Genomic DNA, 24,754 nt, shown 5'->3' on the forward strand with positions numbered 1-24,754 from the left:
TACGGTGTCATTTCCGAGTGGCGGTCCGCTGTGGCGACCGTGCCGGTCCTGGGGGAGGACGCGATGAGGCTGCCACGCTCCAGCGCCGGCTGGACGATCGCGGTCTTCGGCGTCCTGGCGCTGCTGATGGGCGCGCTCGGGCTGCTCTGGCCGGAGGCCCAGCTGCGGATGCTCGGCTTCGAGGTGCCGCAGAGCCGGGCCGCCGGTGACTACACGGGCACCTTCCTGACCGCGTCGTCCATGGCGTCGTTCAACATGGGGGTCTACTACCTGCTGGCGACCGCCACCGAGTGGCGGCCCTTCTACCGGTTCACGGTCTTCTTCCGGCTGGTCACCTTCACCGTGTTCACCATCGCGGTGCTGGCCGACATCGCGCCGGGCCGGTTCTTCACGGTGGCGCTCTGGGAGGGGCTGGGCGCGGTCGCCACCGCCGTGGCCCTGCGCCGGGACGCCCGCCGGCCTGCCGCGATGCCACCGGCCACGAACGGCGACCGGTCGGGCGCGGTGGACGGTGTCGTCCCGCCCGCTGGCGCGAACCGCTGAGCGGCCGAGCCATTGGGTATTTTCGAACAGTGACCGACACCTCGCCTGGCGCCCTGCGGCTGCCCATCGTGCCCGGTCTGACCGATTTGGAGGCGTTTGCCCGGGGTGGCTATGCCACCGTGTACCGGGCCACCCAGATCTCCGTCGGGCGCGAGGTCGCGGTCAAGGTGGAGAACCGCACCCTGGACAACGACCGGGACCAGGCCCGGTTCCTGCGCGAGGCCCGGGCGGCCGGAAGGATGTCGTCGCACCCGCACGTGGTGGACCTGTTCGACGTCGGGGTCACCGTCGACCGGCACCCCTATCTGATCATGGAGCTGTGCGACGGGTCGTACGCCGAGCGGATGCGCACCTCGCCGCTGGGCCCGGCGGAGACCCGCGACCTCGGTGTGAAGATCGCCGACGCGCTGGCCCACTCGCACGCCAACGGGGTGCTGCACCGCGACGTCAAGCCGGCGAACATCCTGCACTCCCACTTCAACCCGGCGGTGCTGGCCGACTTCGGGCTCGCCGTGCTGGCCGAGGTGCGGGACGCGTCGGTCACCCTGGAGGTGCTCACCCCCGCGTACGCGCCGCCGGAGATGTTCAACCACAGCCCGCCGTCGCCCGCGGTCGACGTGTACGCCCTCTGCGCCACCCTCTACGCCGTGATGCACGGTCGCCCGCCCCGCTGGCAGTCCGAGCGCAATCCCAGCCTGGTCACCGTGCTGGAGTTGTTCCACCAGCCGATCCCCGGGCTGCCCGGGGCGCCGGAGGAACTGCTCGACGTGCTCCGGGCGGGCATGGCGAACGACCCGGGTGCCCGCCCGTCCGCAGTGGAGCTGCGCGGCCTGCTCGCCGCCCTGCCGCTGGACCCGGTCAGCGCGCCGGTCAGCGGGGCTCCCGTGTCCGGCGGCCCGTCCTCGGGCGGCCCGTCCGGCCCGACGACCGGCACCATCACCGTCACCGGCAGCCCGTCCACCTCGGGCGGCCTGTACGGCACCAGCCGGCCGGGCCCGCCCGCCCAGCGCCCCCCGGTCGAGGACGACCACCCCACCGTGTCGACGACGTCCGGCCGGCGTTGGCGGCGGCGCTGGTTCCTCGGCGGGGCCGGGGCGCTCGCGCTGGCCGCGTCGGCCGGCGGCGGAGCCTGGGTGGCCGGTGGCGCCCCGGCCGTCCTGAAGCCCACGCCGGTCGCCAGCGCGGTCGCCACGTCGGCGATCGGGCCGTGGGGCGCGCTGCCGGGCTGCGTGCCGGGTTCGCCGGGAACCGGCGGGCTGCCGACGGGCGCGCGGTGCGTCGCCGAGCTGGAGTGTTTCGGGCCGGTGCGTCTGGTGCGCGGCACCCGGGCCGAGGCCCCCCGGCTGCCCTGCGACGGCCGGCACACCTGGGAGACCTACGCGGCCGGCGAGCTGCCCGCCACCCTGGTCGGCGCGGGACACGCCCAGGTCAGCGCCGACCCGGCCGTGCGGCGGGTCTGCAACCCGATGACGTTCCGGCTGACCAGCGGCATCGCGTACACCAGTGGCTGGCACCTGGAGGTGCTGCCGCCGGAGGAAGCGGACACCGACAGGACGTACCGCTGCCTGGCCGGGCGCGGCGTCGACGGGCTCGACGAGCCGACCCTCACCGGTCGCTGACCCCGCCCGTGCGCCGACGGCGTTCCTGAACCGCCCGGAGCGCGCTCCGGCTGTCCAGGGCCTCCAGCGTGTCCGCGTCGACGCCGCCCAGGCCGGCGATGCCCGGCATCGGCCACTCCGCAGGCCCGTCGCCCGTGCGCTCGCGGGCCTCCTCGCGGGGCTGCCGCGCCTCGGTCACCAACACCCCGGCGACCATCACCAGCAGGACACAGAGCAGGGCGAGCACCACCGCCAGGATGCTGCGCGGACGCCACCAGGCCAGCGTCACCAGCAGGGCGAGCACCGCGACCGAGGCGGCGACCGCCCCGGCGAGCGCGTCGGGCCGAGGGAATCGGGTCACCCGTCAAGGATGGCGGAGCCGGCCGGCCTGTTCAACCGCCGTCCCGGGCCGCGGGCCTTTCCGGGTGGCTCGCCCGAACGGCCGGCTGCCCTTTCCGGGTGGCTCGCCTGAACGACCGGCTGCCCTTCTCGCCTGAACGGCCGGCTGCCCTTTCCGCAGTGGACTGCGGCGCAGCCGGACGCGAAGCGCGGCGGAGGGCGTCATCGACCAGGCGTCTCGTCCGATGTCTGACAGGCCTCGACTGGCGACACGATGCGTTCGAGCAGGCGGACGAGTTGCTCGCGTTCAGCCGCGGTGAGAGCCGCCGTCAGCTGGTCGTTGGCCTCGTCGCCGAGTTTCTGGGTGCGCCGCAGGAGCCGGGTGCCGGCCTCAGAGATGGATACGGCGTTCTTTCGCCGGTCGCTCTGGTCGGGAGCCCGAATGATCAGGCCGTCTTCGTGCAGGTCATTCAGGATCGCGACCATGTCCTTCGGGTCAACACGCAGGGACCGGCCAAGGTCGGCCTGTGAAACCGGCTCCCGCTCCGCCACGGCGCAGAGCACCGCGTGGTGCATCATCCGCATCCCCGCCTGCGCCAACGCCTCGGCCACGAGCCGGTGACCACGAGCTGCGGCGCGACCCAGCAGCCAACTGGGCAGGGTGCGGATACGTGCGGGAGCCTGCGAACCGTCTGTCACCCATCCATGCTACCTATCCGTTGGGGTCTCCCAATGATTTCCGATACTGTGGGGTACACCCAACAGTTTGGAGGGCCATGCGTCGAGTCCGCTACTACCAGCACGGCGGCCCGGAGGTGCTCCGCCTCGAATCGGCACCCACCCCTCAGCCGGGGCCTGGCGACCTCCTGGTGCGCACCGAGGCGATCGGCGTGACGCTGCCCGCGGTCCGCAAGGTCCGAGACGGCGGCGACAGCACGCCACTGCCCGGCGTTCTCGGCGGCGAGATCGCCGGTCGGGTGATCGCCGTCGGCTCGCAGGTGTCCGGCTTCGCAGTCGGTGATCGCGTCACCTCGTTGACCTTCACCGGCTCCTACGCCGACGAAGTGCTCGCCCCGGCCTTCATGGCAAGCCGGATCCCGGACGATGCCAGCGCGAAACAGGCGGTGGCGCTGGTACGCAGCGGGCACGTCGCGCTCGCCGCCCTGGCCATCGCCCGCGTGACACCCGCCGACTCGGTGCTCGTCACCGGAGCGGCCAGCGGGGTGGGCCACCTCGCGATCCAGCTCGCCAAGCACCAGGGAGCCGGACGGGTCGTGGCGGCCGTCAGTTCCCGGGCCAAGGCCGACTTCCTGTACGGCCTCGGCGCCGACCACGTCGTCACGTACGACAGCGACAACTGGGGGGACCCCGTCGACGTCGTTCTCGACGGCGTCGGAGGTGACCTTCTCCGCCCCGCCGTGGCAGCACTGCGCCCTGGTGGATGCCTCGTCTTCTTCAGCTCCGGCGGCGGCACCATACCCGCCTACGAACTGCTCGCCGGCTCCAAGACCATCACTGGGCTGGCCATGGCCCACTTCGCCCGGACCCACCGCGAACTCTACGACCAACACCATCAGCAGCTATGGCAACTCAGCCGAACGACTCAGCTACGTGCCGCCGTACACGCGGAGATATCCCTCGCCGATGCTGCGACAGCACACCGCATCATCGAGGCTCGCGCGAACCTCGGCAAGGTCGTCCTCATCCCCTGATTGATCCGGGATCCGTTACAACAGTCGGGGAAATGACCCTTTCCCGGGCCTTTTGTGGGCGGTATTCCTGGGCTCGGTTTCCTAGAGTGACGCAGGTCGAGGTTTCCTCGACGCGTCCTGTTCCCCACCGGAAGGCAACCGCATGCCACGGAGAACCCGGTCCCTGGCCGCAGCAGGAATCGCCGGCATCGTCCTCGCCGGAACGGCGCTCGCGCCCGCCTCGGCGGCACCGCAGACCACCGGCTGGGGTCGTCCGGCCACGTCGGACCGGACCGACCCGGTCGAGGCCCGGCGGGTCGACCGCGTCCCCACCCCGAAGCTCGACTGGTACGCCTGCTACGGCTACGCCGAGTGCGCCACCGTCGACCTCCCGCGCGACTACGACGCCCCGACGGGTGCCACCACGGAGGTGGCGGTGTTGCGGGTCAAGGCCCGCGACCAGCAGCGTCGGATCGGCAGCCTCTTCGTCAACCCGGGTGGCCCCGGCGGCTCCGGGACGGACATCGCGCTCGCCGCGCCGTACTTCCTCGGCGACGACCTGCTGGACCGGTTCGACATCGTCGGCGTCGACCCGCGCGGCGTCGCGGCCAGCCAGAACGTCCGGTGCTTCCCGTCGGTCAAGGAGCAGACCAAGGCGTACGCGGGGCTGAACGTGGCCTTCCCGTGGACGAAGGCCGAGGAGAAGGCGTACGTGGCCGCGTCGAAGGCGGTCGGCAAGGGCTGTTCCACCACCGGCAGGCCGCTGACCGGCGCGATGTCCACGGCCGAGGTTGCCCGGGACATGGACGTGCTGCGGCGGGCGGTCGGCGACCCGAAGCTGACCTACCTCGGCTTCAGCTACGGCACCGCGCTGGGCCAGTACTACGCCAACATGTTCCCCGACCGGGTCCGCGCCCTGGTCGTCGACGGCGTGCTCAACCCGAACGCCTGGGTCGGCCAGGGCAAGGCGCGCAACCAGCTCCAGGAGACCCGGCTGCGCAGCGCCGACGGCGCGTACGCGGCGCTGCGCGAGATCCTGGTGCGCTGCGACAAGGCCGGGGCGGCGGCCTGCCCGCTCGCGGCCGGCGACCCGGTCGCCTCGTTCGAGCTGGTGGCGAAGCGGCTGCGCAAGAAGCCCGTGGTCATCGACGACCCGGACACCGGGGAGACGTACACCGTCAGCTACGCCGACTTCGTCGGGGCCGCGCTGAACGCCCTCTACAGCCCGTCCGGCTACGCGGACATCGTTGCGATCACCGCCGAACTGCTGGTGCTCACCGACCCGGCCGCCGCCACGGCCGCCCGCCGCGCCGAGGCCCGGACGGCGATCGCCCGGCGGGCCGCCACCGCCGGCCAGCAGGTGCGCAGGGGGTACGACTTCCCGTACGACAACACCCTGGAGACCTTCCTCGGGGTGGACTGCACCGACGCGTACCACCCGAAGGACGCCGGCACCTGGCCGGCGCTGGCCGCCAAGGAGGACGAGCGGGCCCCGTACTTCGGCCGGCTCTGGGCCTGGCTCACCGCGTCGTGCGCCCGCAACACCTGGACGGTCCGTGACGAGGACGCCTACACCGGCCCGTTCACCAGGCGGACCAGCGCCCCGGTGCTGGTGGTCGGCAACTACTGGGACCCGGCGACCAACTACCAGGGCGCGGTCGGCTCGGCGGCGCTGCTGCCGAACAGCCGCCTGCTCAGCAGCGACAGTTGGGGGCACACCGCGTACGGCACCTCGGCGTGCGCGACCGGCGCGATCGACGCGTACCTGATCAGGGGGATCCTGCCGGCCAAGGGCAAGGTCTGCGTCGGTGACATCCAGCCGTTCGCGGAGCAACCCGGGGCGGCGGCGGCCGAGCGGGCCCCGGCGGCCAAGAGCGCCCTGGCCAACCGGGGCGCCCCGGCCCGGGGCGAGCCGAAGCGGCTGCCGCCGGTGGTGGCCCCGCTGCCCGGGATCGGTTCGCTGACCGTCCGTTGAGGACAACCCGGGGGTACGGCGGCGATCGGGCGTCTGTCGTACCCCCGGGCCTGGCCGCGCGGGTGACCACGCGGATGGGCATGAGCAGCTACTCTCGGTGTCCCACAGGTGCACCCGTCAGCGAGGTCGCCGATGAAAATGTTCCTCACCCGGTCCCGGGTCCGCTCGGTCGCCACCACCCTGGCGGTCGCGCTGACCCTGACCCTTGCCGCTGCCGCCGGTTGCGACAGCCGGCAGGAGCCGCAGATCCCGTCCGTGAAGGAGACGCTGAGCAAGACGCACATCTACGGCCAGCCGACGCTGAAGATCGGCGTCTCCACCACCGGCCCGCTGATGAGCGAGCTGCACGGCGGCACCTACAGCGGGTTCGACGTCGAGATCGCCCGGTACATCGCCGCCCAGCTCGGCTACGAGGGCGACAAGCGGATCGAGTGGGTGCCGGTGGCCACGGAGGACCGCATTCCCGCCCTCCAGGGTGGGGCGGTCGACCTGGTGGTCTCCACCTTCTCGATGACCGAGGAGCGCGAGAAGCTGGTCAGCTTCGCCGGGCCGTACCTGGTGACGACCCAGGAGGCGATGGTCCCGACCCGGCTGAAGGACAGCATCCACACCATCGAGGACCTGCGCGACCCCCGCTACAAGGTCTGCACCAGCGGCGGCTCGACCACCGAGGCCGAGCTGGGAAGGCACCAGATCAGGGTGTTCGTGGTCAAGGAGGTCGGCGACTGCGTCGACGGAATCCTTGAGGGACGCTACGACGCGGTCAGCTCGGACGAGACCATCCTCGCCGGCTTCCTCTCCAAGCACCCGAAAGACTTCACGATCATCGACATGCCCTTCGGCACCAGCGAGCAGATCGGCGTCGGGGTGCCGATCAGCGACCCGGCGCTGCGCGACCTCGTCGCGTTCTTCCTCGACAAGAGCTACCAGCAGGGGCGTAAAGGGCTGAGCAGCCCCTGGCTCACCGCGTACCACCAGACCCTCGGGCCGTGGCTGAGGGCGCCCAAGGTCCAGCCCCCGCCGCTGAAGGTGCCGGAGTTGGTGGACTTCGACGACAAGGCGCCCCGGTAGTGACCGCCCCGCCCGTCACCGACGTGGACGCCGGAACGCCGACGCCCCGGCCCGGCGAGGCGCGGCAACTGGACGAGCGCCGGGCCCGGGCCAGCCAGTCGTTCTGGACGGCAGTGGTGGCCGTGCCCGCCGTGTTCTCGGTGCTCCGGCTCGGTGTGGAGGCCGGCGGGGAGCTCCAGACCACCCTCCTGCTGGTCGCCAACGTCGGGCCGGTCAACCTGCTCGCCGGCTTCCTCACCACGGCTGCCCGGCTGCTCTCCACCGGTCTGGTCGCGGTGTTCGCCCTCGGCGCGGTCCTCGGGGTCAGCGTGGACCGGCTGCCCGGGTACCGCCGCCCGCTCTTCGCCCGCTGGGCGGACATCACCCCGGCCTGGTTCGTGGTGGCCAGCTTCCTGCTCGCCCTGATCACCTGGCCGCTGCTCTACCTGCCGCTGCTGCTGCCCGCGTTCGCCGCCGCGTTCCAGCTCCGCCCGGAGCTGCTGCACGACCTGCGCGCAGCCCGGGTGCTGATCGTCGCGGCCCTGTTCGGCGGGTACCTTTTCCTGCTGACGCCGACCCTGATCGACGCCTGGCAGCAGCGGGAACAACTGGTCATGGCGCTGCTCGTCGTCCCGCCGGTGCTCGCGCTCGGCATCGCCGGGCCGTTGCCCGGGGCGGTGATCCGGCCGCTGGCCTCGGCCACCGAGGCCGCCGTGCTGGCCATGCTGGTGTGGGCGGCGCTGCCGGTGATCAGCACGCCGGTGCTGCCGCTGACCGTCAGCACCGTGCAGACCGAGTCCGGCGCGATGGAGGACGTGCGCGGCCACGTGGTCGTCGTCGACGACGTGAACATGGTGCTGCTCCAGGAACAGGGCGGCGTGCGGTACGTGCCGATCGACCAGGTGAAGGCGCAGGTGCTCTGCCCGAGCGAGGAGGAACTGCCCCGGCACCGGCTGCGGGTGCACGACTTCCACGTGGAGGACTCGCTGCTGGAGGGGCTTGGACGCCGGGTCCGCCCGCTGCACCGTATCGACGCCGCCTGCCGCGCGACGGGCTGACTTGTCCTTCGGTCAGCGCTCGGGGACGGCGTCCGGCAGCACGCCCTCCGTGAGCAGGTTCTCCCCGATGAGGCAGGCGTGCTCGGCGGCCTCGGCCAGTTCGGCGGCGATCTCCGGACTGGCCGAGGCGACCGCTGCGGACAGCAGCACGTCGACCGGTGTCGGGCCGGCCAGCCAGCGTCGCATCGACTCCTCCGCGTCGCCGTGCAGGGAGCCGCCGTACGACCAGTGGTGGATGACGTCGGCCAGGTGTCGGGCGGGGGCCTCGCCCGGGACGCCCGCGAACCCGGCCAGGTACGGCCCGACGTCGACCCCCAGCTCAGCGACCGCCTCCAACAGGTCCAGCGCGGGCGTGACGGACGGGTACCCGTCAAGGTTCCGGTGCCACCAGACGCGGATGAAGTGCTCGACCGCGTCCCGCTCGGCGGCCGGCCAGGTCTGCCACCGGCTGCTGATCCGGCGGGTCACGCTGTCCGGCCAGGGGCCGTCCTCCATCTCGCCGGTCGCGTACGCCTCCAGCAGCCGGGGCAGCAGGTGCGGGAACTCCGTCCCGTCTCCCCAGGTACCCGGGTGAATCAGGTAGGTGTCGAGTTGGTCCGGGGCCAGCTCTCGCAGCGGCGTACGCGCGAACAGCGCCACCTCGGCCGGGTCCACGCAGTGCTCGCAGGCGGCCATGTCGGCCGGCAACGAATGGTGGGCGAAGGCGCCATACAACCGCTCCACTGCCCGCCCGAACTCGACATCCTCCCGCACGGCCCCAGTATCCCGGCCCGGTCAACGCGAATCTTGGAACGAAATGGCCCCTCCAGGGGCCGCTTCCTTCCAAGATCTCGATCGTCCCGACCTTGACGGCCGTCGTCGGTGCTGGGTGACTCACGGTGGGCGTGGCAGGATCGCGTAGGTGACCAGCAGATCCACCGCCGTGCAGCACCTGCTCGACCTCGCGCGGCTGCGCCGCGTCCGCGACCGGATCGACCGGGAGTACGCGCAGCCGCTGGACGTCGAGGCGCTCGCCCGAGGAGCGCACATCTCGGCCGGGCACCTCAGCCGCGAGTTCCGGATCGCCTACGGTGAGTCGCCGTACAGCTATCTGATGACGCGGCGGATCGAGCGCGCGATGGCGCTGCTGCGCCGCGGCGACCTCAGCGTCACCGAGGTCTGCTTCGCGGTCGGCTGCGCGTCGCTGGGCACCTTCAGCACCCGCTTCACCGAGTTGGTCGGCGTGCCGCCCAGCGTCTACCGCCGCCAGGCGGCAGCCGCGACGGCGGGGATGCCGTCGTGCGTGGCGAAACAGGTGACCAGACCGATCAGGAATCGAGAAGCGCAGGTCACAGCGCCGCAACTAGCGTGAGTGCCATGGACATCACCATTCACACGAGCTTCCTGCCGCACGTCGACCCGGACGCCTCCCTGGCCTTCTACCGCGACGTCCTCGGCTTCGAGGTCCGCAACGACGTCGGAAGCGGCAAGATGCGCTGGATCACGGTCGGCCCGGTCGGCCAGCCCGGCACGTCGATCCTCCTGGCGCCGCCGGCCACCGACCCCGGCGTCACCGACGACGAGCGCCGCATCATCGCCGAGATGATGGCCAAGGGCACGTACGGCTGGATCATGCTGGCCACCCCCGACCTCGACGGCACCTTCGAGAGGCTGCAGGCCGGCGACGCCGAGGTCGTCCAGGAGCCGACCGAGCAGCCGTACGGGACCCGCGACTGCGCCTTCCGCGATCCGGCGGGCAACCTGATCCGGATCCAGGAGACGCGCTAGCCGTACGGCGATCGCGCAGTCCCGACCTGCGTGGACGGCACGGTGAAGGAGCCCGCACCAGACGTCGGTGGCCGCCGGCCTGGCGGCCACCGAGGTTCCGCTCGGGCTCCTTCGGCGGCTCCGGTCAGCCGTTCTTGCTGACCGGAGCGCTACCCACCACGTACCTGGTGCCGACCTCGACGCTGTTGGGGATCTCGCGGCTGGTCTGCGAGTCGCAGTTGACGATGTTCCAGTGCAGGTGGGGGCCGGTCACGTTGCCGGTCGCCCCGGATGTTCCGATCCGCTGCCCCTGCGCCACGCGGTCACCGGTGTTGATGATGGTGGCGCTCAGGTGTGCGTACTGTGAGCATCGGTTGTTGCCGTGGTCGACGAGTGCCATGATCCCGCCGCCGCCCGCCCAGCCCTCGAAGCGGATGGTGCCCGCCGCGGACGCGAGGATCGGCACGCCGACGGGCATGCCGAAGTCGATGGCGTGCCGGTTGTAGGCATCGTTGTGGGAGAAGCTGCTGCCCGCCGCCTGGGTGATCGTGTAGGCACGTCCGGCGGGGAACGGCAGCTTGAACTGGGCGGAGCTCCCGCAGAGCGGGACGACGGGACCGTTCGATCCGGTCTCCAGGAATGCGTCGGTGACCCACCCGCCGCCCGAGAGCCGGTCCCAGATGTTGGTGACACCGCCGATGCCCTCGACGGCATCCCCTCGGATGTAGCAGGTGATGGTGACGACGGTGCCGTTGGCGAGGCTGCCGGTCACCGCCCCGCTCAACGCCGGGGCGTTACGGATGTTCAGCGGGAGCCCACTGGGCACAGCCACCCTGACCTGGGCGGCGGCATGTGCCGGTACGGGGGACAGGGCTATGGCCAGGCAGGAAACCATGGCAGTGACCAGGATCTGCGTTAAGCGGCGCAGGGGACTCACCTCCGACGAGCCCACCTAGGCAGGCGATCGACGATCTTCGACCTGGGTGATGGTATAGATCGATAAAGGTCGAGTCGAGGGGGCGAAGGTCGCTCCGGCCTGGGGAATCGTCAGCCCTCCAAACAGGTCGGTGAATCGATCTCCTTAGTGGAGTGGCACCGTTATGGCCGACGACTACGGTGGGCTCCTGCCCAGCGTCGGAAGGTGAGGAGGCGATCGCGTGCCAGAGCTGCCTGAGCTGCCCTTCGGCCTGCAGTACGCGGCGGTCGGGCTCTTCCTGCTCACCGTGGTCGCCGGAGTGGCGCAGCAGTTCTTCTCGGACTGGTTCCAGGGGGCACTGACCCGGGTGTGGCGGCGGATGTCCGGTCGGCGTCGTGGCATCCGAAAGGACGACTGGCGTCGCTATCGGGCCTGGGCGCTGCGCACGTACAGCAGCGTGGAGCTGGGTTTCCTGCAGAACGTGTCGGTCGCCCTGGGCGAGGTCTACGTGCCGCTGCAGTACGAGCAGGACGGCCGGCGGGTCGACGTCCAGCGAGACCTGCGCACCGAGCTCCGTACGGTCGTCCTCGGTGCGGCCGGTGCGGGAAAGTCGATGTTGCTGCGGCACTCGATGCTCCGCTGGGCCGCAGGAACGGAGGAGTCCGACCGGGTCCCGGTGCTGGTCGAGCTGACGCGGTACAACCGGCAGGAGCAGTCCATCCGACAGCTCGTCGTGGACGCGCTCAACCGCCCCGACGACGAGCCTCCCGGCCGGGGCCGCCAGAGACGCAAGCCCGCTCCGCCGCTGGTGCCCGATGCGGAAGAGGTCACGCTGCTCGCCCTCGCCCACGGTCAGTTCTGCGTCTTCCTCGACGGGCTCGACGAGGTGGTCACCGACCGGCGGGCCGACATCGTCGGAGACATCAAGGAGTTCGCCGAGCGCTACCCGACCTGCCAGATCGTCGTCACCTGTCGAGACGCCGTGTACGACGGCGACCTGCGGCCGACGTTCGACCGGGAGATCCGGGTGGCGGGGTTCGACGACGCGGGCATTCGGCATTTCCTGCGACTGTGGTTCACCCGGCATCGCAGGCTTTCCGGAACCGAGGCGCCGACCGACCCCCGGCAGGCGGTGGAGCAGCTGATGGCGGACCTGCGCGGCAGCCCCACCGTCATGCGGCTCGCCCGCAGCCCGCTGATGCTGACCATGATCGCCACCCTGTACGAGGCCGATCCCGGCTCCGGACCGATGATGCCCAACTCCCGGGCCGAGTTCTACGAGCAGGCGGTCGACCACCTGCTCCGGCGCGACCGCGACCTCGGCCGCCACCGCAGCCTCGCCCGCTACAAGGCCGGCCACAAGCTGATGGCGCTGCGCGCCGTCGCGCTGGCTGCCCAGGGGGCGACCTCCGAACAGGCGGACCAGCGGGTGATCTCCGAGGAGGAGATCTACGCGGCGCTCAGCCGCGTCCTACCCCGGTTCCGGCTGGACGGCAAGGATCTGCCGCACCTGGTCGACGAGATCATCGAGCGCAGCGGACTGCTGCTGCGCACCGACGACAACAATCTGCTCTACGAGTTCGCCCACCTCACCCTGCAGGAGTACCTGGCGGCGGTGGAACTGGCCGACGACCCGGAGCGACTGCTCACCCTCTACTCGGAGAACCCGAAGCGCTGGCGGGAGACCGTCAAGCTGTGGTGCGCCGGTGCCAACCGGGACGCCTCCGGCCTGGTCAGGCGGTTTCTCGGCGGGAACGAGCGGGATCAGCTCCTCGCCCTGGAGTGCGTGGCCGAGGCCCGGCAGATCGACGACCGCCTGGCCGGCTACATCGTGGACGGCTTCCTGCTGCACCTCGGCGAGTCCCGCACCGACAAGCATCTCGTGCTGGCCGCCCTGGGCGCGGTGGCGGGCACTGCCGGGCCCCTCGGTCAGCGCCTGTTCGACCAGCTCCGGGTGGCCGCGGCGGCTGGCGGGCCGACCGGCGAGGACGCGGCGGTTGCCCTGGCCGAGTCACGCCGCCGGGAGGCGATCGAGGCACTGAGCGAACTCGCGGAGGACTCGCCCGCGGCCCGGGCGGCCCTTCGGTCCACCGGCGAACTCGCCATCCCGGTCCTGTTGGATCGGGCACAGGCAGGCTCGCTGGTCGCCGTGGACGACCTGGCGGCGATCGGGACTCCGGCCGCCGCCGTGGCGATCGCCGAGCAGTTGTGGGGCGCCGAGCCGGTCGCCGCGCGGGCCGCGTGGCGGTTGGCGGCGCTGATCGGTGCCCCGGACGTCGAGAACGAACTGCGCCACTTCAACCCCGGCCCGTTCGTGCGCGACGGGGATCGGCAGTGGTACGACTGGCTGTGGGCGCCCTTCACCGTTGGCGCCACGGATCCGATGGCCCGGACGATGGGACGGGTGGGCTGGCTGATCGACCGGTCGACGGCGGCGGACGTGCCCCCGGACGTCGAGGGAGTGGACGTCCGGTTGGCACTGGGCATCGGTGCCAAGCCGAGCCCCTTCAAGGCCGGGAAGGTGCCTGCGGAGGTGAGCGAGGATCTGGTCGCCGCCGCCCGCCGGCTCGGGTTCCGACGGCGCATCGCCGCAGTGGACCTCACCCCAGCCGACGTGGAGCAACTGCTCGACCTGATCCACGGATCGGAACCGGAGCTGGCTCGTCGGCTCGCCCTGACGGTGCTCGACCTGCGCGCGAGTGACTCGCGCAACGCGCTGCTGAGGCAGCTTCCGGGGCCCGTACTGGTCGGCCTCGCCGCCCGACTCTGGCTCTCGACGAGCCTCGGTGCCGAGGCCCGCGACTGGCGGACGTTGCACGATCGGCCCGAGGCCCCGACCGTGCTCACGGTGTGCCGCAAGACCGCAGTCACCATCGGAGTGCTGCTCGGCGTCGCCGTCGTCGGCATCGGGGTGGTCCGCTCGGTGGCCACGCTGACCGGATCGTGGGTGTGGGGACCGCTCTGGCTCGCCCTGGTGGTCGTGCTGTCCTTGGGGGCCTTCATACTCGGCCTCGTCGCCATGTTCGCGTACAGCAGCGCTGATGACCCTCCCGTCCTCGGCATCCTCGGCGTCCTCGGTGCGTTAGCGTTCCTCGCGACGAGCCCGTTCATCGGCGTACCCACCCTCGCCGGATGGATCGGGGCCTTCTCCACCGCGTTCTCGCTCAGCGCGGTGGCCATCGCGATCGCGGTCCTGACCACCTGGACCAGCCGGCGGGAACGGGCGCTGCGCAACCCCTATCGGGCGTTGCTCCAGCGGCACGATGCCGCTGCGAAGGGCCTGCTCGACTCCCCGGCCGGCTGAGACGGTTGGCTGACGGAGGCGGCCGATGCCGGCAGGCGGGCCGACGTGTCATTCAGGTTCCCATGGTGCCTCAAGAGATGAACCGCAGGCTCAACGACCCCGAGTTCGTCAAGGTGATGGAGTACGTCCAAGGTGCCGAGTTCTTCCTCAACCGCTGAGGCCTTCAGGCAGCCGGAGCAGACCGGTCAGGAATCAAGAAGCGTGGGCCGTCGTGCCGCGCCTAGCGTTATGGCCATGGACGTCACCATTCACACGAGCTTCCTTCCGCACGACGACCCCCGAGGCGTCCCTGGTCTTCTACCGTGATGTCCTCGGTTTCGAGGTACGCAGCGACGTGGGCAGCGGCAAGATGCGGTGGATCACGGTCGGGCCGGTGGGTCAGCCGGACACGCGCATCCTCCTGGCGCCACCGCTGGCCGACCCGGGTGTCACCGACGAGGAGCGTCGGGTGATCCGGGAGATGATGGCGAAGGGCACGTACGGCTGGATCATCTTGGCGACCCCCGACCTCGATGGTGTCTTCGAGAAGGTGCAGGCCGGTGACGTCGAGGTCGTCCAGGAGCCGGTCGAGCAGCCGTACGGGATTCGTGACTGCGCCTTCCGCGACCCGGCGGGCAACATGGTCCGCATCCAGGAAGTGCGCTAGCCCGACCGCGACCGCGAGCCGCACCGGCGGCACCGTGCAGCGCCGGTGTGGGGGCGGACGCCTCACCCGGCGAGACACACCGGTTGAAGACTGTAGGTAGTGGTGGCCCGTGAGGCCCGAGTCACTACCTTCCGTGACAGCTGGCCGCGCCCTCCGGTACCCCCTCGCCCGCTTTGCTCTGCTGCCTTCCCGGCAACACCAGCTTTGAGCAGGAGAATCTCCGAATCAACCCGGGGTGACGTCTGTGCGCTGATTTTCACATCGAGTGACTGTTGCCTCCGCCGCAGCAGAGCAAAGGGTCGAGGAGGGGGTGGGTCGGGCCCGACTCCGGTAACCCTTGGTGACTGTCTGCGGGATTGTTGGGCTCGCCAGCACCCGCGGCAACGTCTGCCAAGTTCTGAGCCTGTCTGTATGCAAAGGAGATTTCGTTGCGCTGGAACAAGTGGATTCGACAGCTCCACCGGTGGGTGTCCATCGCCTTCACGGTGACCGTGATCCTCGGCTTCGTCGCGGCGAGCGGGGCGCTGCCCGAATGGGTGTTCTACCTGCCGCTGCTTCCGCTCGCCCTGCTGCTCGTCACGGGCCTGTACATGTTCGTGCTGCCGTACGCCGCCAAGCGGCGCGGCGGGCGAGGCGCGGTGTCGAGGCCAGCCGCGTCGTGACGTCCCGGCCGTCGACGTCGAGTGGCGGCTCGGGATGTCCCGCCCGTGCGTGCTCCTGAGGCAGAACGGGGACCGGTCGGTTCACGGCTGGGCCGGCCGGTCAGTGGCAGAGCACCGCCACGTTGACGAAGAGGCCGCACGAGGCGATCGCCGTCAACGTGATCGCGCCGGCCGCCCGGAGTGCGAAGTCGGCGCGACCACGTCCGCGCCGGGTGATCGACAACGTCTGTTCCAGGACGACCAGGAGCACCCAGCCGAACAGCAGGGCCGTCAGGTAGAAGTCCCAGGCGGGGTTCGCGAACGTGCTCGCGTTGCCGTTTCCGCCGTAGTTGGGGCAGTCCTCGTACCGGGTGATCGGCTGGAGGACCGCCAGCAACGCGAGGAAGAAGGCGCCGCCGAGGAGACAGACCCGGAAACCGCTGAGACGGGAGGGCCGCCGGCGGTCTTCGATCATCATCAGCTCAGCCTAGTGACGTGCCGGTTCGCGAAGTCATGACCCATCATGGGCCTCGGCGCGGCAAGCACCCCGCCGCCATCGTGTCCAAGGGCCGGGCGAAGGCCGCAGCTATGACCCTCACCGCCAATACGCGGCTGAACGGCCGGTTCGCGTTGGACGTCAGGTCCTCAACCACCCCTGCTCTCAGCCTCCACTCTCCCTCGCGGACGGTGGTGGCCGGCGGTAGAGGTTGAGTGCAGCGCCGTGATCGGGCTGAAGGGTCTGCTGTGTAGGGCTCGCCTGATCGATCTACCTGTGTCATCATCTCCGATGAATCGGTGATGATCAGTTCGTTGGGGGAGACGCATGCGGTTGATGAGGCTCTGTGTCGCCGTGCTCGGCGCGTTCGTCCTCGCCCTCACCTCGGCGGCCCCGGCCTCGGCGGCCACCACAGCAACACAGGACCTCTGGGTCTGGAACGTCGCGGGCTGGACCATGCACCGGGCCTCGACCACCGACGGCCTCATCCCGGCCCTGACCGGCTCGATCCGCGCCCGGGGCGCCGACTTCGTCGGCCTCAACGAGCTCTGCTACCAGCAGTACCAGGCGATCGTCGCCGACCTGAGGGCCTCCGGCTGGCCGCAGGACTCCACCAACTTCGCCCGCTTCGAGTCGTCCCGCGACACGGTCTGCAACGGGCAGGCGTTCGGCAACGCCATCTTCAGCAAGGCGCCACTCGGTGCGGCGAACCGCTACACGTTGCCGTCGGACGGCAGTGCCGAGCGGCGGACCCTGCTCTGCGCCCCGCTGTCCGCCCGGCCGCACCTGCGGTTCTGCGCCACGCACATCACGCCGTCGAACACGGTCATCAACGGCACGGCGATCAACGTCCAGCAGTTGAACTCGGTGCGCAGCCGGCTGGAGGCCTTCGCGGCGAACGGTGACACGGTGCTCATCGCCGGCGACTTCAACGCACAGCCCCACTACGGCCGGCTGAACAACTGGTACGCGCCGAGTCTCAACGTGGCCAACAACGCCAGCAACACCGGCTTCTACCGGGAGCTGGACGACCTGGACTCCCGCTGCGTCGGCTATGGCGAGACCACCGTCGGGGCCGGCAACACCGGCGGGCCGTGCGGCCTCGGCAACAAGATCGACTTGATCTTCGTACGGGAGAACAAGCTCGTCGGCAGTTACACCGCCGACTCGCTGGCCATTCCGACCACCTGCACGATCGGCGCCTGCTCGGATCACCGCGTGGTGACTGGCACGGTGACGGTCAGCATCAACTGAGCATGGCCGTGTCCTGCTGATCCGGGCACACTAGGTTCGCGCAACGGATCTGCGCGGTCCCGGGCGGTGTGCCGGGAGTGGCTGCGTTTGGACGATCAAGCCCGCCGGCTGTACGAAGATCGATCGTTGCGTCACCGCGTCGCCCTTGGCGTTGAGCTGGTAGCCGTCGAGCCAGATCCAGTGGTCGTAGGTGATCCAGTCCTTGTGCACGCGGATCAGCCGGAAGAAGATCGGCTGAACGAACTGCGGGCTCGCCGCCCGGGTCACGTGAGCCGCCGCGGTCGGCGATCGCCCGGGACCAGTCGATCTGCCCGGCCGCACCGAGGACGTCGAGCACGGCCCGGTGCAGAGCGGTCATCACCTCCGCCGCGACCCATCGGGCGAACCGGCGGTGCGTGGTGCGCCAGTGCACCGGGAACGAACCGGGCAGCTTGCGCCGGGAGCAGCCGGACTCCAACACGTACAGAATCGCCGCGAGCGTCGCCCGATCATCGCTACGGGACCGCCTACCACCTTGACGCCTTTCCGGGTGCGGGGGCAGCAACGGATGCGCGAGGTGCCACAACGCGTCCGGGCAGTACTTCTCCACAATCCACACCCAGTCAACGAACGACCTTGCACTTCAACAACCCCAACTGACACACGGTCTAAGGCGGGATAGCGAGGAGGATAATGGCGTAGGTTCAGAGGGCGGAGACGATGGGGCCGCGGTGCAGCCAGTCGATGAGGTCGGGCTCGGCCAGCTTCGCGACCCGATCCTCGTATCGTCGCAGGTCATCTTCGTCGAGCAGGTCCCGCCACTGGCCGCTGACACCCTGGTTGAAGAACCGCTTTGGATCGCTCCACATCGCCGCGACCGGGGTCAGAGCCTCCGCCCGGCCGCGCATCGAGTCGAATGTTGCTGCCCGCACCAGATCCGGCCAGCGCGACTCCGGCACCTCGATTCCGAGGCGCCCGGCGAGGAACCTCATCTGGCCTTCAAGATCTGACTTCAGATCGTCGTAGTGCAGCAGCAGCACGTTGGGCCGCTCCCGCTCGGCCCAGAACCCCGACAGGTGGTGCAGCATCGACGGCAGGCCCACCTGCACATTGGTGTCCTCCAGCCAGGCCCAGAACCGGTTGTACGCGGACTCCGCAGGCGCCGGAGCCGTACCGGCGGGCTCCTGCGCCGGGTTACCGCCGGCCGCCAGCATCGCGTCGAAGGCCTCCTGGGCGACGTTCTGGGAATGGGCGTCCCAGGAGATCGCGACGTCCCGCGGATCCCGACCGACGGCGACGTAGGTCACCCCATCATGGATGGGCAGCCCGTCGAAGGGCGTATGAGTCTTGATGAAACGGCGATGCCGCTGCGCCTCGTAGAACGCGAAGATGTCGTCCCGGCTGCGAGTCAACATGTCGAGCCAGTAGGTGACGTCGTCCAGCCGTGCCGGCAGCTCCGGTGTCTGGAAGATCAGCAAGGCGCAGATCGTCTGGGTCCACGTCGTCCCGCACTTTGCGGGGGTCGAAACCACGATGTCACCTTCGCGGAGCGGAAAACCCTCCCACCGTCCGCTGTCCATGAGCTCGTTTTGGTACCGAACCGTCGGTTGGCGCAACGGTCCTCCCCGCTTTCCGTTGGTCCATCCATAGTCGACTTAACCTATCGAACCGGGCGACCGTCGACCAGCCTGCGGGCCGATTCGAAGATCCCGGCACTCTCGTACGCCTTCGTCGCGCTCTCTGGTGCGATCGGGCTGCAGTAGCAACACCGGCTTCTACCGGGAGCTGGACGACCTGGACTCCCGCTGCGTCGGCTATGGCGAGACCACCGTCGGGGCCGGCAACACCGGCGGGCCGTGCGGCCTCGGCAACAAGATCGACTTGATCTTCGTACGGGAGAACAAGCTCGCGGGCAGCTACACCGCCGACTCGCTGGCCATTCCGACCACCTGCACGATCGGCGCCTGCTCGGATCACCGCGTGGTGGTTGGCACGGTGACGGTCAGCATCAACTGAGCACGGCCGTGTCCTGCTGACCCGGGCACACTAGGCTCGCGCAACGGATCTGCGCGGTCCCGGGCGGTGTGCCGGGAGTGGCTGCGTTTGGACGATCAACCCCGCCGGCTGTACGAAGATCAACCGTTGCGCCACCGCGTCGCCCTTGGCGTTGAGCTGGTAGCCGTCGAGCCAGATCCAGTGGTCGTAGGTGATCCAGTCCTTGTGCACCCGGATCAGCCGGAAGAAGATCGGCTGAACGAACTGTGGGCTCGCCGCCCGGGTCACGTGGAGGACCATTCCGGCGCGAAAATCGATCACGGCAGCCAGCCGAGGAAGCGACGGTGGAGCGTCCCCGCCGGGGCCCAGCTCATGTCCTGACTGGCGGCCACGAGGTACGACCCCATGTAGAGCGCCAGGGCGACCTGTGAGGCCGCGTACTCCTGGAGCAGTTCGTGTCGGCGGGTGGCGCAGGGCCAGGGGGCGGCGCAGCCGCCGCACAGCCAGATGGGCAGGACGGGGCCGTGCGCGGTCACTGGTCCTCACCCGGCCAGTGGCCCCGGTTAATCGGGATCTTGTGTCTATGCCGGCAGGGCAGCTCGTTGCCGCACTTGCAGACGTACCGCCACCTGATCCACGACCAGACCGGCTTGTGCCGGCGAGCGAGGGTCATCGCGACGGCGGCCAGGTACTGGCCGTAGGTGACACGTCTGCTCATCCCCATGCCTCCTCGTGTGAGGGGGCATGGCAGCCGGGCCACGCACGGTCATCCGACCACCACGCCCGGCAACACCATTGCATGCAGAAGCGCGAAACCGCAATATGCGTATGCTCTTTCTCCCTTCGGCGTGTCTGCGAACCTAAATTCTGTCCCGGTCGTGGCAAGATGGGCGGGTGCCTCAACGTCAGAGCCCCACAGTCAGGCGTCGACGACTGGCGATGACCCTGCGACAGCTCCGCGACCGGGCCGGTATGACGTCAGTCGAAGCAGCTCGCCGAGTCGACCATGACGGGAGCTGGCTCAGTCGGGTCGAAACAGCCGAGGTCCGGCCACATCCGAACGACGTTCGGGCGCTGCTGGCTCTGTATGGCGTGGAGGGCGACCAAGCCGAAGCCGTTATCGCGGTAGCCCGCCAGGCGAAGCAGCGCGGGTGGTGGCAGCGGTATACCGACGTCCTGCCCGACTGGTTCACGGCCTACGTCGGGATGGAGTCCGAGGCATCGGTGATTCGCACCTACGAGTGCCAGATGGCACCCGGACTGTTGCAGACCGAGGACTACGCCCGAGCGGCCTTCCAGGGTGCGCCGGTTCCGATGCGAGACGGCGAGGTGGAGCGTCAGGTCGCGTTGCGCATGGAGCGGCAGGCCATCCTGGCCTCCGACGACCCACCGATGGTGCGCGTGGTCATCGACGAGGGAGCGGCCCGGCGTATGGTCGGCGGCCCCGAGGTACTACACGGTCAGCTCACGCGGCTCATCGAGGAGTCGACCCGAAGCAACATCCAGATCCAACTGCTCCCGTACGCAGCCGGAGTCGGCTTTGACGGGAGCTTCGTGATCCTCGACTTCCCACCGATGCCCGAGCCGTACCCGGAGGCAGCCGAGGAGCGGATGGTTTATGTCGACACCCTGACCGGCGCCCTGTACCTGGACCGCCCCGCCGAGATTGCGGCCTACGCCGCCGCGCATGAGCAGCTTCAAGCCCTTGCTCTGGCACCCAAGCCAACACGAGATACGCTCCGGGCGATGGCGGCGGAGCTGATCACGTAGGAGGGCGCAGCATGGACCTGCCTCGCGAAACTTGGCGCAAGAGCACCAGGTCCGGCTCAAGCGGCAACTGCGTAGAGGTGGCCATCCCGTCGCGGGGGGTCATGGTCCGCGACAGTAAGGACCGGCACGGCCCGCTGTTGTCCTTCACCGCAGGCCAATGGGCCGGCTTCGTCAAGGGCGTCAAGGACGGAAGCTTCGACGCCTGACTACCAGGGGCCGGTCCTCCGCTTGCCTCCCTGGCCAACGGGCGCCAAGGCTATGGCGTCTCTGCGGCGAGGCTGATGCGGAGTTCCTCAATTACGCTCAACGCCTCCTCCTCCTCGACGTTGTCGGCCCACCGCAGGCGCCACGTCGACCCGTCGGCGAGCACCGTGTCGAGTGCCCGCGTGGCCAGGTCTCGCAGCGATGGGGTGACCTGAACGTCGTCGCGGCCGAGGAGGAAACGTGGGCCGTAGGCCGAGTCTGACGACGGCGTGTCGGTAAGTGACTGGAGCACCGTCGCGGCTGCGGCGATTGCTCGGGCGGCGCCTTCCGGGGAGAGAGCGGGCTCCGCTATGACGGCTGCTTCGAGGGTATGACGCACGAGGTCCACGCGTTGGTCGGGTGTGCTGTCTTCGAGGGCCCCGCACCACTCGACCGCGTCGTCGTTGTCGAACGGGCCGAACTGCCACGTCGCCATCGCTCCTCCTTGGGATCGCGTAACCAAACCACACCGTGCGCGTGGCCTGCGCTGAGGCTCGGATTTCTGGGTTCCTCATCTCCGTCGCCCGTGCCGTAGACCGTCGGCGGAAGACCGCTCCGCCCGCCTCAAGGGCAGGGCGTGTCACTAGAAAGATCCACAACTCCGCGGTATGCTTCTGCCATGCTTGAGCCGCCAGAACAACCAGCCAGTGACCGAACCTCGGTGGAGTTGTTTGCTGGCGGCGGCGGGCTGGCGATGGCCGTGCATCGAGCGGGTTTCCGGCCTCTGCTCGTGAACGAGCTGGTGAGGTATGCCTGCGACACCCTCAAGGCCAACGTGGCCGTTTCGAGGGGTGACGAGGAGCGGATCCCTGGCCCTGGCGAGCGGTGGCCCTTGGTCGAGGGGGATGTGAGCGGGGTTCAGTTTGAATACCTATGGGATCGCGTGGACCTGCTCGCGGGTGGGCCGCCCTGCCAGCCGTTCAGCCTCGGCGGCGTGGCCAAGGGCGACGAGGACAAGCGCAACATGTTTCCGGAGATGTTCCGCGCCATCCAAAAGATCCAACCCAAAGCCGTTATCTGCGAGAACGTCCGCGGCTTGCTGCGTCCCTCCTTCAAGCCGTATTTCGAGTACATCGAGCGTGAGCTGCGGCTTCCGTTCGTAGACCGTGACCCCAACACCACCTGGCGCGAGCACGACGAAGTGCTTCGCGAGCAGCTGCTCGAGGAGCCGCCAGATCTGAAGCAGCGATACGACGTCGTGACCACGGCCGTCAACGCCGCCGACTACGGCGTTCCCCAGATCCGCAACAGGATCATCATTGTGGCGTTTAGGTCAGACCGTGGGGTCGACATCGAGCGCTTCAGGCGGGCCGTTCGCCCCCGCTACTCCGAGACAGCGCTGATCCGTTCGATGTTGGAAGGCTCATACTGGGAGCGGCACCCGGATGTCCCTCACCACGTTCGCGAGCGTGTCATGTCCCGACTGCCGAACACTCCGCCGAAGGACGACGGGATGCTCCCATGGCGCACTATGCGGGATGCGCTGAAGGGCCTCGACGCTCAGCCACCACTACCACCGGTGCCTTGGGACAAGCTCGACCGGCGAGAGTATTTACTTGGTGGGTTCACCCATCACATCGGGTGGCCGGACGCGCGCATCTATGCTGGCCACACTCCGAATGAGCTTGATCGGCCGGCGAAGACTGTGAAGGCCGGGGTGCATGGCGTGCCCGGTGGGGAGTCGGTGATGTTGACAGACAACCTGCTGCCCGAACCGGTTGAGGGCTCACCCTACGCCTACAAACATCGGTATATGACGGTACGTGAGACAGCGCGAGTCATGACGTTTCCCGATGACTGGAAGCTTGCCGGTCCGCGGGGTGAGCAGATGCGCCAACTCGGCAACGCCGTGCCCGTCATGCTTGGCGAGTTCTTCGCCCGAGCTATTGCCACGGCCCTCGACGAGGCTGAGAGTGAGCGGTGACTTCGACCGCGACCCGGTCCGACAACCGATGGGCGGACAAGCCCCCGAGTTCAAAGGCGTGGAAGGGGCGGCAGGGCCGCAGCAGGAGGGCGGCGACGCTCGAACAGGACCGCGCCGCTGGCGGGCAGGACTATCGGTGGGTTGACCTCGGCGACGGACGGCGGGCACGCGCATCCGTCGAACTCAAGCTGCTGCCTCGTACTCGCCGGATCCGGGCTTACCTACGCTGGTCCGACCGAGGACGCTCACCCGCCCGCTACCTCGGCGAGGTCGAGCACGACACGCGGGCCGAGAACCTGGCCCAGGGATGGCGCCTGGCGTCAGCTAAGGAGCTGATCGTTGCGGTGGACGCCGCCGAAAGCTCTTGGGCGAAGAGCCCAGCCGTGCGTGCGGTCATGCGTGCCAACAAGGCCCGCGATACAGGCCCCGAGCGCCGCCTCCGGTCGGTCCTACACAAGAGAGGTTTGCGATACCGGGTCAACGCTAGGCCGCTAATCGCCCTGCGCCGCACTGCCGATGTCGTGTTCCCCACTGCGCGCGTTGCGGTTTTTATCGACGGCTGCTACTGGCATGGATGCCCTGAGCACTACCGTCCCGCTCGCGTCAATGACCAGTTCTGGCATGAGAAAATTGACAGGAATCGCATTCGCGACCGGGAGACTAACCAGATACTCGCAGAGGCTGGCTGGATCGTCATAAGAATTTGGGAGCATGAGGACCCCACTGATGCTGCATCCTGGATTGAGGAGGTGGTTCGCGGTTCCGTTCCCGTCAAGCAACCTTATCCGTCTTGATTCTTGGTACCGATTAGCGGCTGCGGCCTCTGGGTCTGGCGCTTGCTAGCTTGCCGTCAAGAGAAGGCTCCAAGGTTAAGGGCTCGGAGCATAAAGATCCGGGCGTGAGCCGATCTAAGCCTCACTGGTGCCACGCCAAAAATCGAGATATCGCGACGGGGGTATCGAGGGCCGAAATCCCGTGCGTCGAGGCGGCTGGCAGCAATCATCAACTTGGCGTTGACGGATGCGACACTCGCTGCATCAAAGCATGGGCGGCGTCGGTGTCGGGTTGGTCGAAACTCGTGCGGACGAGGGTGGCGATCCGCAAGTGCGCCGACTTCCGCACGTTTTGTCGGGGTTGCGTAGAGCTGCGTTGCTTGGCCGGGTCAGGGCGGGGAGGCGCCGATCCGAGGTGACCGACTCGGCTTAGGTATTGGAGATGGTGAGGCCGACGCCTGTCGGGCTGTGGGCGGTCGGGCTGTGCAGGAACCGCCAGCCAGACGGTGCCGTTCGGAAGCCACCTGGCACTGTGGGGTTACCGCCTTGGCTGATATCCACCAACTGCGGGAACGCCTACACCATCGTTTCTGCCTCGTCCGGGCCGGCGCGTCCCCAGCTGCTTTGGCAGCTCGGCAGGGAGCTTACACATCGCAGACGTGACTATCGCGCTCCTTTTCTTTCGCTGACCTGGTTGTTGTTGTCTTAGAGTCGCGTGATGACCGCCGCCTCCCATCTACGCAAAATGCCCAACACGGGCAAGTCGTGCAGCCTCCCTGTTGGCGCGGTCGGACGGGGTTCCGTGGTATTAAA

General features: G+C 69.1%; 26 protein-coding genes and 3 pseudogenes. 17 read left to right on the top strand and 12 right to left on the bottom strand.

The genetic code is table 11. From position 1 onward, the window contains the following. Positions 1 to 63 precede the first annotated feature (63 nt). Positions 64 to 543 (top strand): hypothetical protein, encoded by a 480-nt coding sequence (locus ACFYZF_RS00325; protein ID WP_387014093.1) that lies wholly within the window; start codon positions 64 to 66, stop codon positions 541 to 543. A 29-nt stretch (positions 544 to 572) separates the two neighbouring features. Further along, positions 573 to 2,162 (top strand): serine/threonine-protein kinase, encoded by a 1,590-nt coding sequence (locus ACFYZF_RS00330; protein WP_387014096.1) that lies wholly within the window; start codon positions 573 to 575, stop codon positions 2,160 to 2,162. On the opposite strand, the gene ACFYZF_RS00335 is transcribed toward ACFYZF_RS00330, so the two are convergent. Further along, complete coding sequence (locus ACFYZF_RS00335; protein ID WP_387014099.1) at positions 2,149 to 2,502, bottom strand: hypothetical protein; 354 nt, start codon at positions 2,500 to 2,502, stop codon at positions 2,149 to 2,151. The genes ACFYZF_RS00330 and ACFYZF_RS00335 overlap by 14 nt on opposite strands. A 200-nt stretch (positions 2,503 to 2,702) precedes the next feature. After that, positions 2,703 to 3,179 carry a MarR family winged helix-turn-helix transcriptional regulator gene (locus ACFYZF_RS00340; RefSeq protein WP_387014101.1) on the bottom strand — a complete coding sequence of 159 codons (477 nt, stop codon included), beginning with the start codon at positions 3,177 to 3,179 and terminating at the stop codon, positions 2,703 to 2,705. A 77-nt stretch (positions 3,180 to 3,256) separates the two neighbouring features. Between ACFYZF_RS00340 and ACFYZF_RS00345 the strand changes: the two genes are divergently transcribed. The 4 genes from ACFYZF_RS00345 to ACFYZF_RS00360 all read left to right on the top strand — a co-directional run bounded on the left by ACFYZF_RS00345 (position 3,257) and on the right by ACFYZF_RS00360 (position 8,254). Further along, a complete protein-coding gene (locus ACFYZF_RS00345; protein ID WP_387014104.1) occupies positions 3,257 to 4,192 on the top strand; it encodes a zinc-binding alcohol dehydrogenase family protein in 936 nt (311 codons plus the stop codon). Between the two features lie 142 nt (positions 4,193 to 4,334). After that, on the top strand, positions 4,335 to 6,146 hold the full coding sequence (locus tag ACFYZF_RS00350; RefSeq protein ID WP_387014107.1) for an alpha/beta hydrolase: 1,812 nt from the start codon (positions 4,335 to 4,337) through the stop codon (positions 6,144 to 6,146). Positions 6,147 to 6,278: 132 nt separating this feature from the next. Continuing rightward, entirely contained in the window at positions 6,279 to 7,217 is a 939-nt protein-coding gene (locus ACFYZF_RS00355) for a transporter substrate-binding domain-containing protein (RefSeq protein WP_387014109.1), read from the top strand. Beyond that, entirely contained in the window at positions 7,217 to 8,254 is a 1,038-nt protein-coding gene (locus ACFYZF_RS00360) for a hypothetical protein (protein ID WP_387014112.1), read from the top strand. The genes ACFYZF_RS00355 and ACFYZF_RS00360 overlap by 1 nt, the downstream gene beginning before the upstream one ends. 12 nt (positions 8,255 to 8,266) lie before the next feature. Here ACFYZF_RS00360 and ACFYZF_RS00365 read toward each other — a convergent pair whose 3' ends face one another. After that, positions 8,267 to 9,007, bottom strand: a complete 741-nt coding sequence (locus ACFYZF_RS00365; RefSeq protein ID WP_387014114.1) for a hypothetical protein — start codon at positions 9,005 to 9,007, stop codon at positions 8,267 to 8,269. A 148-nt stretch (positions 9,008 to 9,155) separates the two neighbouring features. Between ACFYZF_RS00365 and ACFYZF_RS00370 the strand changes: the two genes are divergently transcribed. Beyond that, complete coding sequence (locus tag ACFYZF_RS00370) at positions 9,156 to 9,605, top strand: helix-turn-helix transcriptional regulator (protein ID WP_387014116.1); 450 nt, start codon at positions 9,156 to 9,158, stop codon at positions 9,603 to 9,605. Positions 9,606 to 9,610: 5 nt separating this feature from the next. Further along, on the top strand, positions 9,611 to 10,021 hold the full coding sequence (locus ACFYZF_RS00375) for a VOC family protein (RefSeq protein ID WP_387014119.1): 411 nt from the start codon (positions 9,611 to 9,613) through the stop codon (positions 10,019 to 10,021). A 124-nt stretch (positions 10,022 to 10,145) separates the two neighbouring features. Here the strand turns inward: ACFYZF_RS00375 and ACFYZF_RS00380 are convergent, their stop codons facing one another. Beyond that, the gene (locus tag ACFYZF_RS00380) at positions 10,146 to 10,826 is read right to left on the bottom strand and encodes a peptidoglycan DD-metalloendopeptidase family protein (protein WP_387014121.1); all 681 of its coding nucleotides are present in this window, start codon (positions 10,824 to 10,826) and stop codon (positions 10,146 to 10,148) included. 331 nt (positions 10,827 to 11,157) lie between these two features. On the opposite strand from ACFYZF_RS00380, the gene ACFYZF_RS00385 reads away from it, so the two are divergent. The 3 genes and pseudogenes from ACFYZF_RS00385 to ACFYZF_RS00395 all read left to right on the top strand — a co-directional run bounded on the left by ACFYZF_RS00385 (position 11,158) and on the right by ACFYZF_RS00395 (position 15,528). Beyond that, positions 11,158 to 14,220 carry an NACHT domain-containing protein gene (locus ACFYZF_RS00385; RefSeq protein ID WP_387014124.1) on the top strand — a complete coding sequence of 1,021 codons (3,063 nt, stop codon included), beginning with the start codon at positions 11,158 to 11,160 and terminating at the stop codon, positions 14,218 to 14,220. Between the two features lie 234 nt (positions 14,221 to 14,454). Continuing rightward, positions 14,455 to 14,866 (top strand): annotated as a pseudogene (locus tag ACFYZF_RS00390) (VOC family protein). Between the two features lie 428 nt (positions 14,867 to 15,294). Beyond that, positions 15,295 to 15,528, top strand: a complete 234-nt coding sequence (locus tag ACFYZF_RS00395) for a hypothetical protein (RefSeq protein ID WP_387014127.1) — start codon at positions 15,295 to 15,297, stop codon at positions 15,526 to 15,528. Between the two features lie 100 nt (positions 15,529 to 15,628). On the opposite strand, the gene ACFYZF_RS00400 is transcribed toward ACFYZF_RS00395, so the two are convergent. Beyond that, positions 15,629 to 15,985: a hypothetical protein gene (locus ACFYZF_RS00400; RefSeq protein ID WP_387014129.1), complete on the bottom strand. Its 357-nt coding sequence runs from the start codon at positions 15,983 to 15,985 to the stop codon at positions 15,629 to 15,631. A 345-nt stretch (positions 15,986 to 16,330) separates the two neighbouring features. Here ACFYZF_RS00400 and ACFYZF_RS00405 point away from each other — a divergent pair, with 345 nt between their 5' ends. Beyond that, positions 16,331 to 17,257 (top strand): endonuclease/exonuclease/phosphatase family protein, encoded by a 927-nt coding sequence (locus tag ACFYZF_RS00405; RefSeq protein ID WP_387014132.1) that lies wholly within the window; start codon positions 16,331 to 16,333, stop codon positions 17,255 to 17,257. A gap of 30 nt (positions 17,258 to 17,287) precedes the next feature. Here the strand turns inward: ACFYZF_RS00405 and ACFYZF_RS00410 are convergent, their stop codons facing one another. The 3 genes and pseudogenes from ACFYZF_RS00410 to ACFYZF_RS00420 form a co-directional block, all read right to left on the bottom strand. Continuing rightward, positions 17,288 to 17,524 carry a hypothetical protein gene (locus ACFYZF_RS00410; protein ID WP_387014135.1) on the bottom strand — a complete coding sequence of 79 codons (237 nt, stop codon included), beginning with the start codon at positions 17,522 to 17,524 and terminating at the stop codon, positions 17,288 to 17,290. A gap of 88 nt (positions 17,525 to 17,612) precedes the next feature. Beyond that, a pseudogene (locus ACFYZF_RS00415) lies at positions 17,613 to 17,855 on the bottom strand (transposase); the annotation flags it as partial. 85 nt (positions 17,856 to 17,940) lie between these two features. Then, positions 17,941 to 18,816 carry a sulfotransferase domain-containing protein gene (locus ACFYZF_RS00420; protein ID WP_387014137.1) on the bottom strand — a complete coding sequence of 292 codons (876 nt, stop codon included), beginning with the start codon at positions 18,814 to 18,816 and terminating at the stop codon, positions 17,941 to 17,943. 178 nt (positions 18,817 to 18,994) lie between these two features. On the opposite strand from ACFYZF_RS00420, the pseudogene ACFYZF_RS00425 reads away from it, so the two are divergent. After that, a pseudogene (locus ACFYZF_RS00425) lies at positions 18,995 to 19,252 on the top strand (endonuclease/exonuclease/phosphatase family protein); the annotation flags it as partial. Between the two features lie 30 nt (positions 19,253 to 19,282). On the opposite strand, the gene ACFYZF_RS00430 reads toward ACFYZF_RS00425, so the two are convergent. Genes ACFYZF_RS00430 through ACFYZF_RS00440 form a run of 3 tightly spaced genes read right to left on the bottom strand, consistent with a single transcriptional unit; the run spans position 19,283 to position 19,949 of the window. Continuing rightward, a complete protein-coding gene (locus ACFYZF_RS00430) occupies positions 19,283 to 19,531 on the bottom strand; it encodes a hypothetical protein (protein WP_387015982.1) in 249 nt (82 codons plus the stop codon). 17 nt (positions 19,532 to 19,548) lie between these two features. Next, complete coding sequence (locus ACFYZF_RS00435; protein ID WP_387014140.1) at positions 19,549 to 19,767, bottom strand: hypothetical protein; 219 nt, start codon at positions 19,765 to 19,767, stop codon at positions 19,549 to 19,551. Beyond that, positions 19,764 to 19,949 carry a hypothetical protein gene (locus tag ACFYZF_RS00440; RefSeq protein WP_387014142.1) on the bottom strand — a complete coding sequence of 62 codons (186 nt, stop codon included), beginning with the start codon at positions 19,947 to 19,949 and terminating at the stop codon, positions 19,764 to 19,766. The genes ACFYZF_RS00435 and ACFYZF_RS00440 overlap by 4 nt, the downstream gene beginning before the upstream one ends. 221 nt (positions 19,950 to 20,170) lie before the next feature. On the opposite strand from ACFYZF_RS00440, the gene ACFYZF_RS00445 reads away from it, so the two are divergent. Together ACFYZF_RS00445 and ACFYZF_RS00450 are read left to right on the top strand one after the other, a co-directional pair. After that, on the top strand, positions 20,171 to 21,001 hold the full coding sequence (locus tag ACFYZF_RS00445; RefSeq protein ID WP_387014145.1) for a helix-turn-helix domain-containing protein: 831 nt from the start codon (positions 20,171 to 20,173) through the stop codon (positions 20,999 to 21,001). A gap of 11 nt (positions 21,002 to 21,012) precedes the next feature. Then, complete coding sequence (locus tag ACFYZF_RS00450) at positions 21,013 to 21,207, top strand: DUF397 domain-containing protein (RefSeq protein WP_387014148.1); 195 nt, start codon at positions 21,013 to 21,015, stop codon at positions 21,205 to 21,207. 50 nt (positions 21,208 to 21,257) lie between these two features. Here the strand turns inward: ACFYZF_RS00450 and ACFYZF_RS00455 are convergent, their stop codons facing one another. Next, the gene (locus ACFYZF_RS00455; protein ID WP_387014150.1) at positions 21,258 to 21,680 is read right to left on the bottom strand and encodes a DUF4259 domain-containing protein; all 423 of its coding nucleotides are present in this window, start codon (positions 21,678 to 21,680) and stop codon (positions 21,258 to 21,260) included. A gap of 183 nt (positions 21,681 to 21,863) precedes the next feature. On the opposite strand from ACFYZF_RS00455, the gene ACFYZF_RS00460 reads away from it, so the two are divergent. Together ACFYZF_RS00460 and ACFYZF_RS00465 are read left to right on the top strand one after the other, a co-directional pair. After that, positions 21,864 to 23,168, top strand: coding sequence for a DNA cytosine methyltransferase (locus ACFYZF_RS00460; RefSeq protein ID WP_387014152.1), 1,305 nt, complete (start codon positions 21,864 to 21,866; stop codon positions 23,166 to 23,168). Then, positions 23,165 to 23,962 (top strand): very short patch repair endonuclease, encoded by a 798-nt coding sequence (locus ACFYZF_RS00465; RefSeq protein ID WP_387014154.1) that lies wholly within the window; start codon positions 23,165 to 23,167, stop codon positions 23,960 to 23,962. Before ACFYZF_RS00460 ends, ACFYZF_RS00465 begins: the two co-directional genes overlap by 4 nt. The last annotated feature ends 792 nt before the right edge of the window (positions 23,963 to 24,754 follow it).

Origin of the sequence: Micromonospora sp. NPDC001898 (genome assembly GCF_042891255.1) — a bacterium.
GTDB lineage: Bacteria > Actinomycetota > Actinomycetes > Mycobacteriales > Micromonosporaceae > Micromonospora.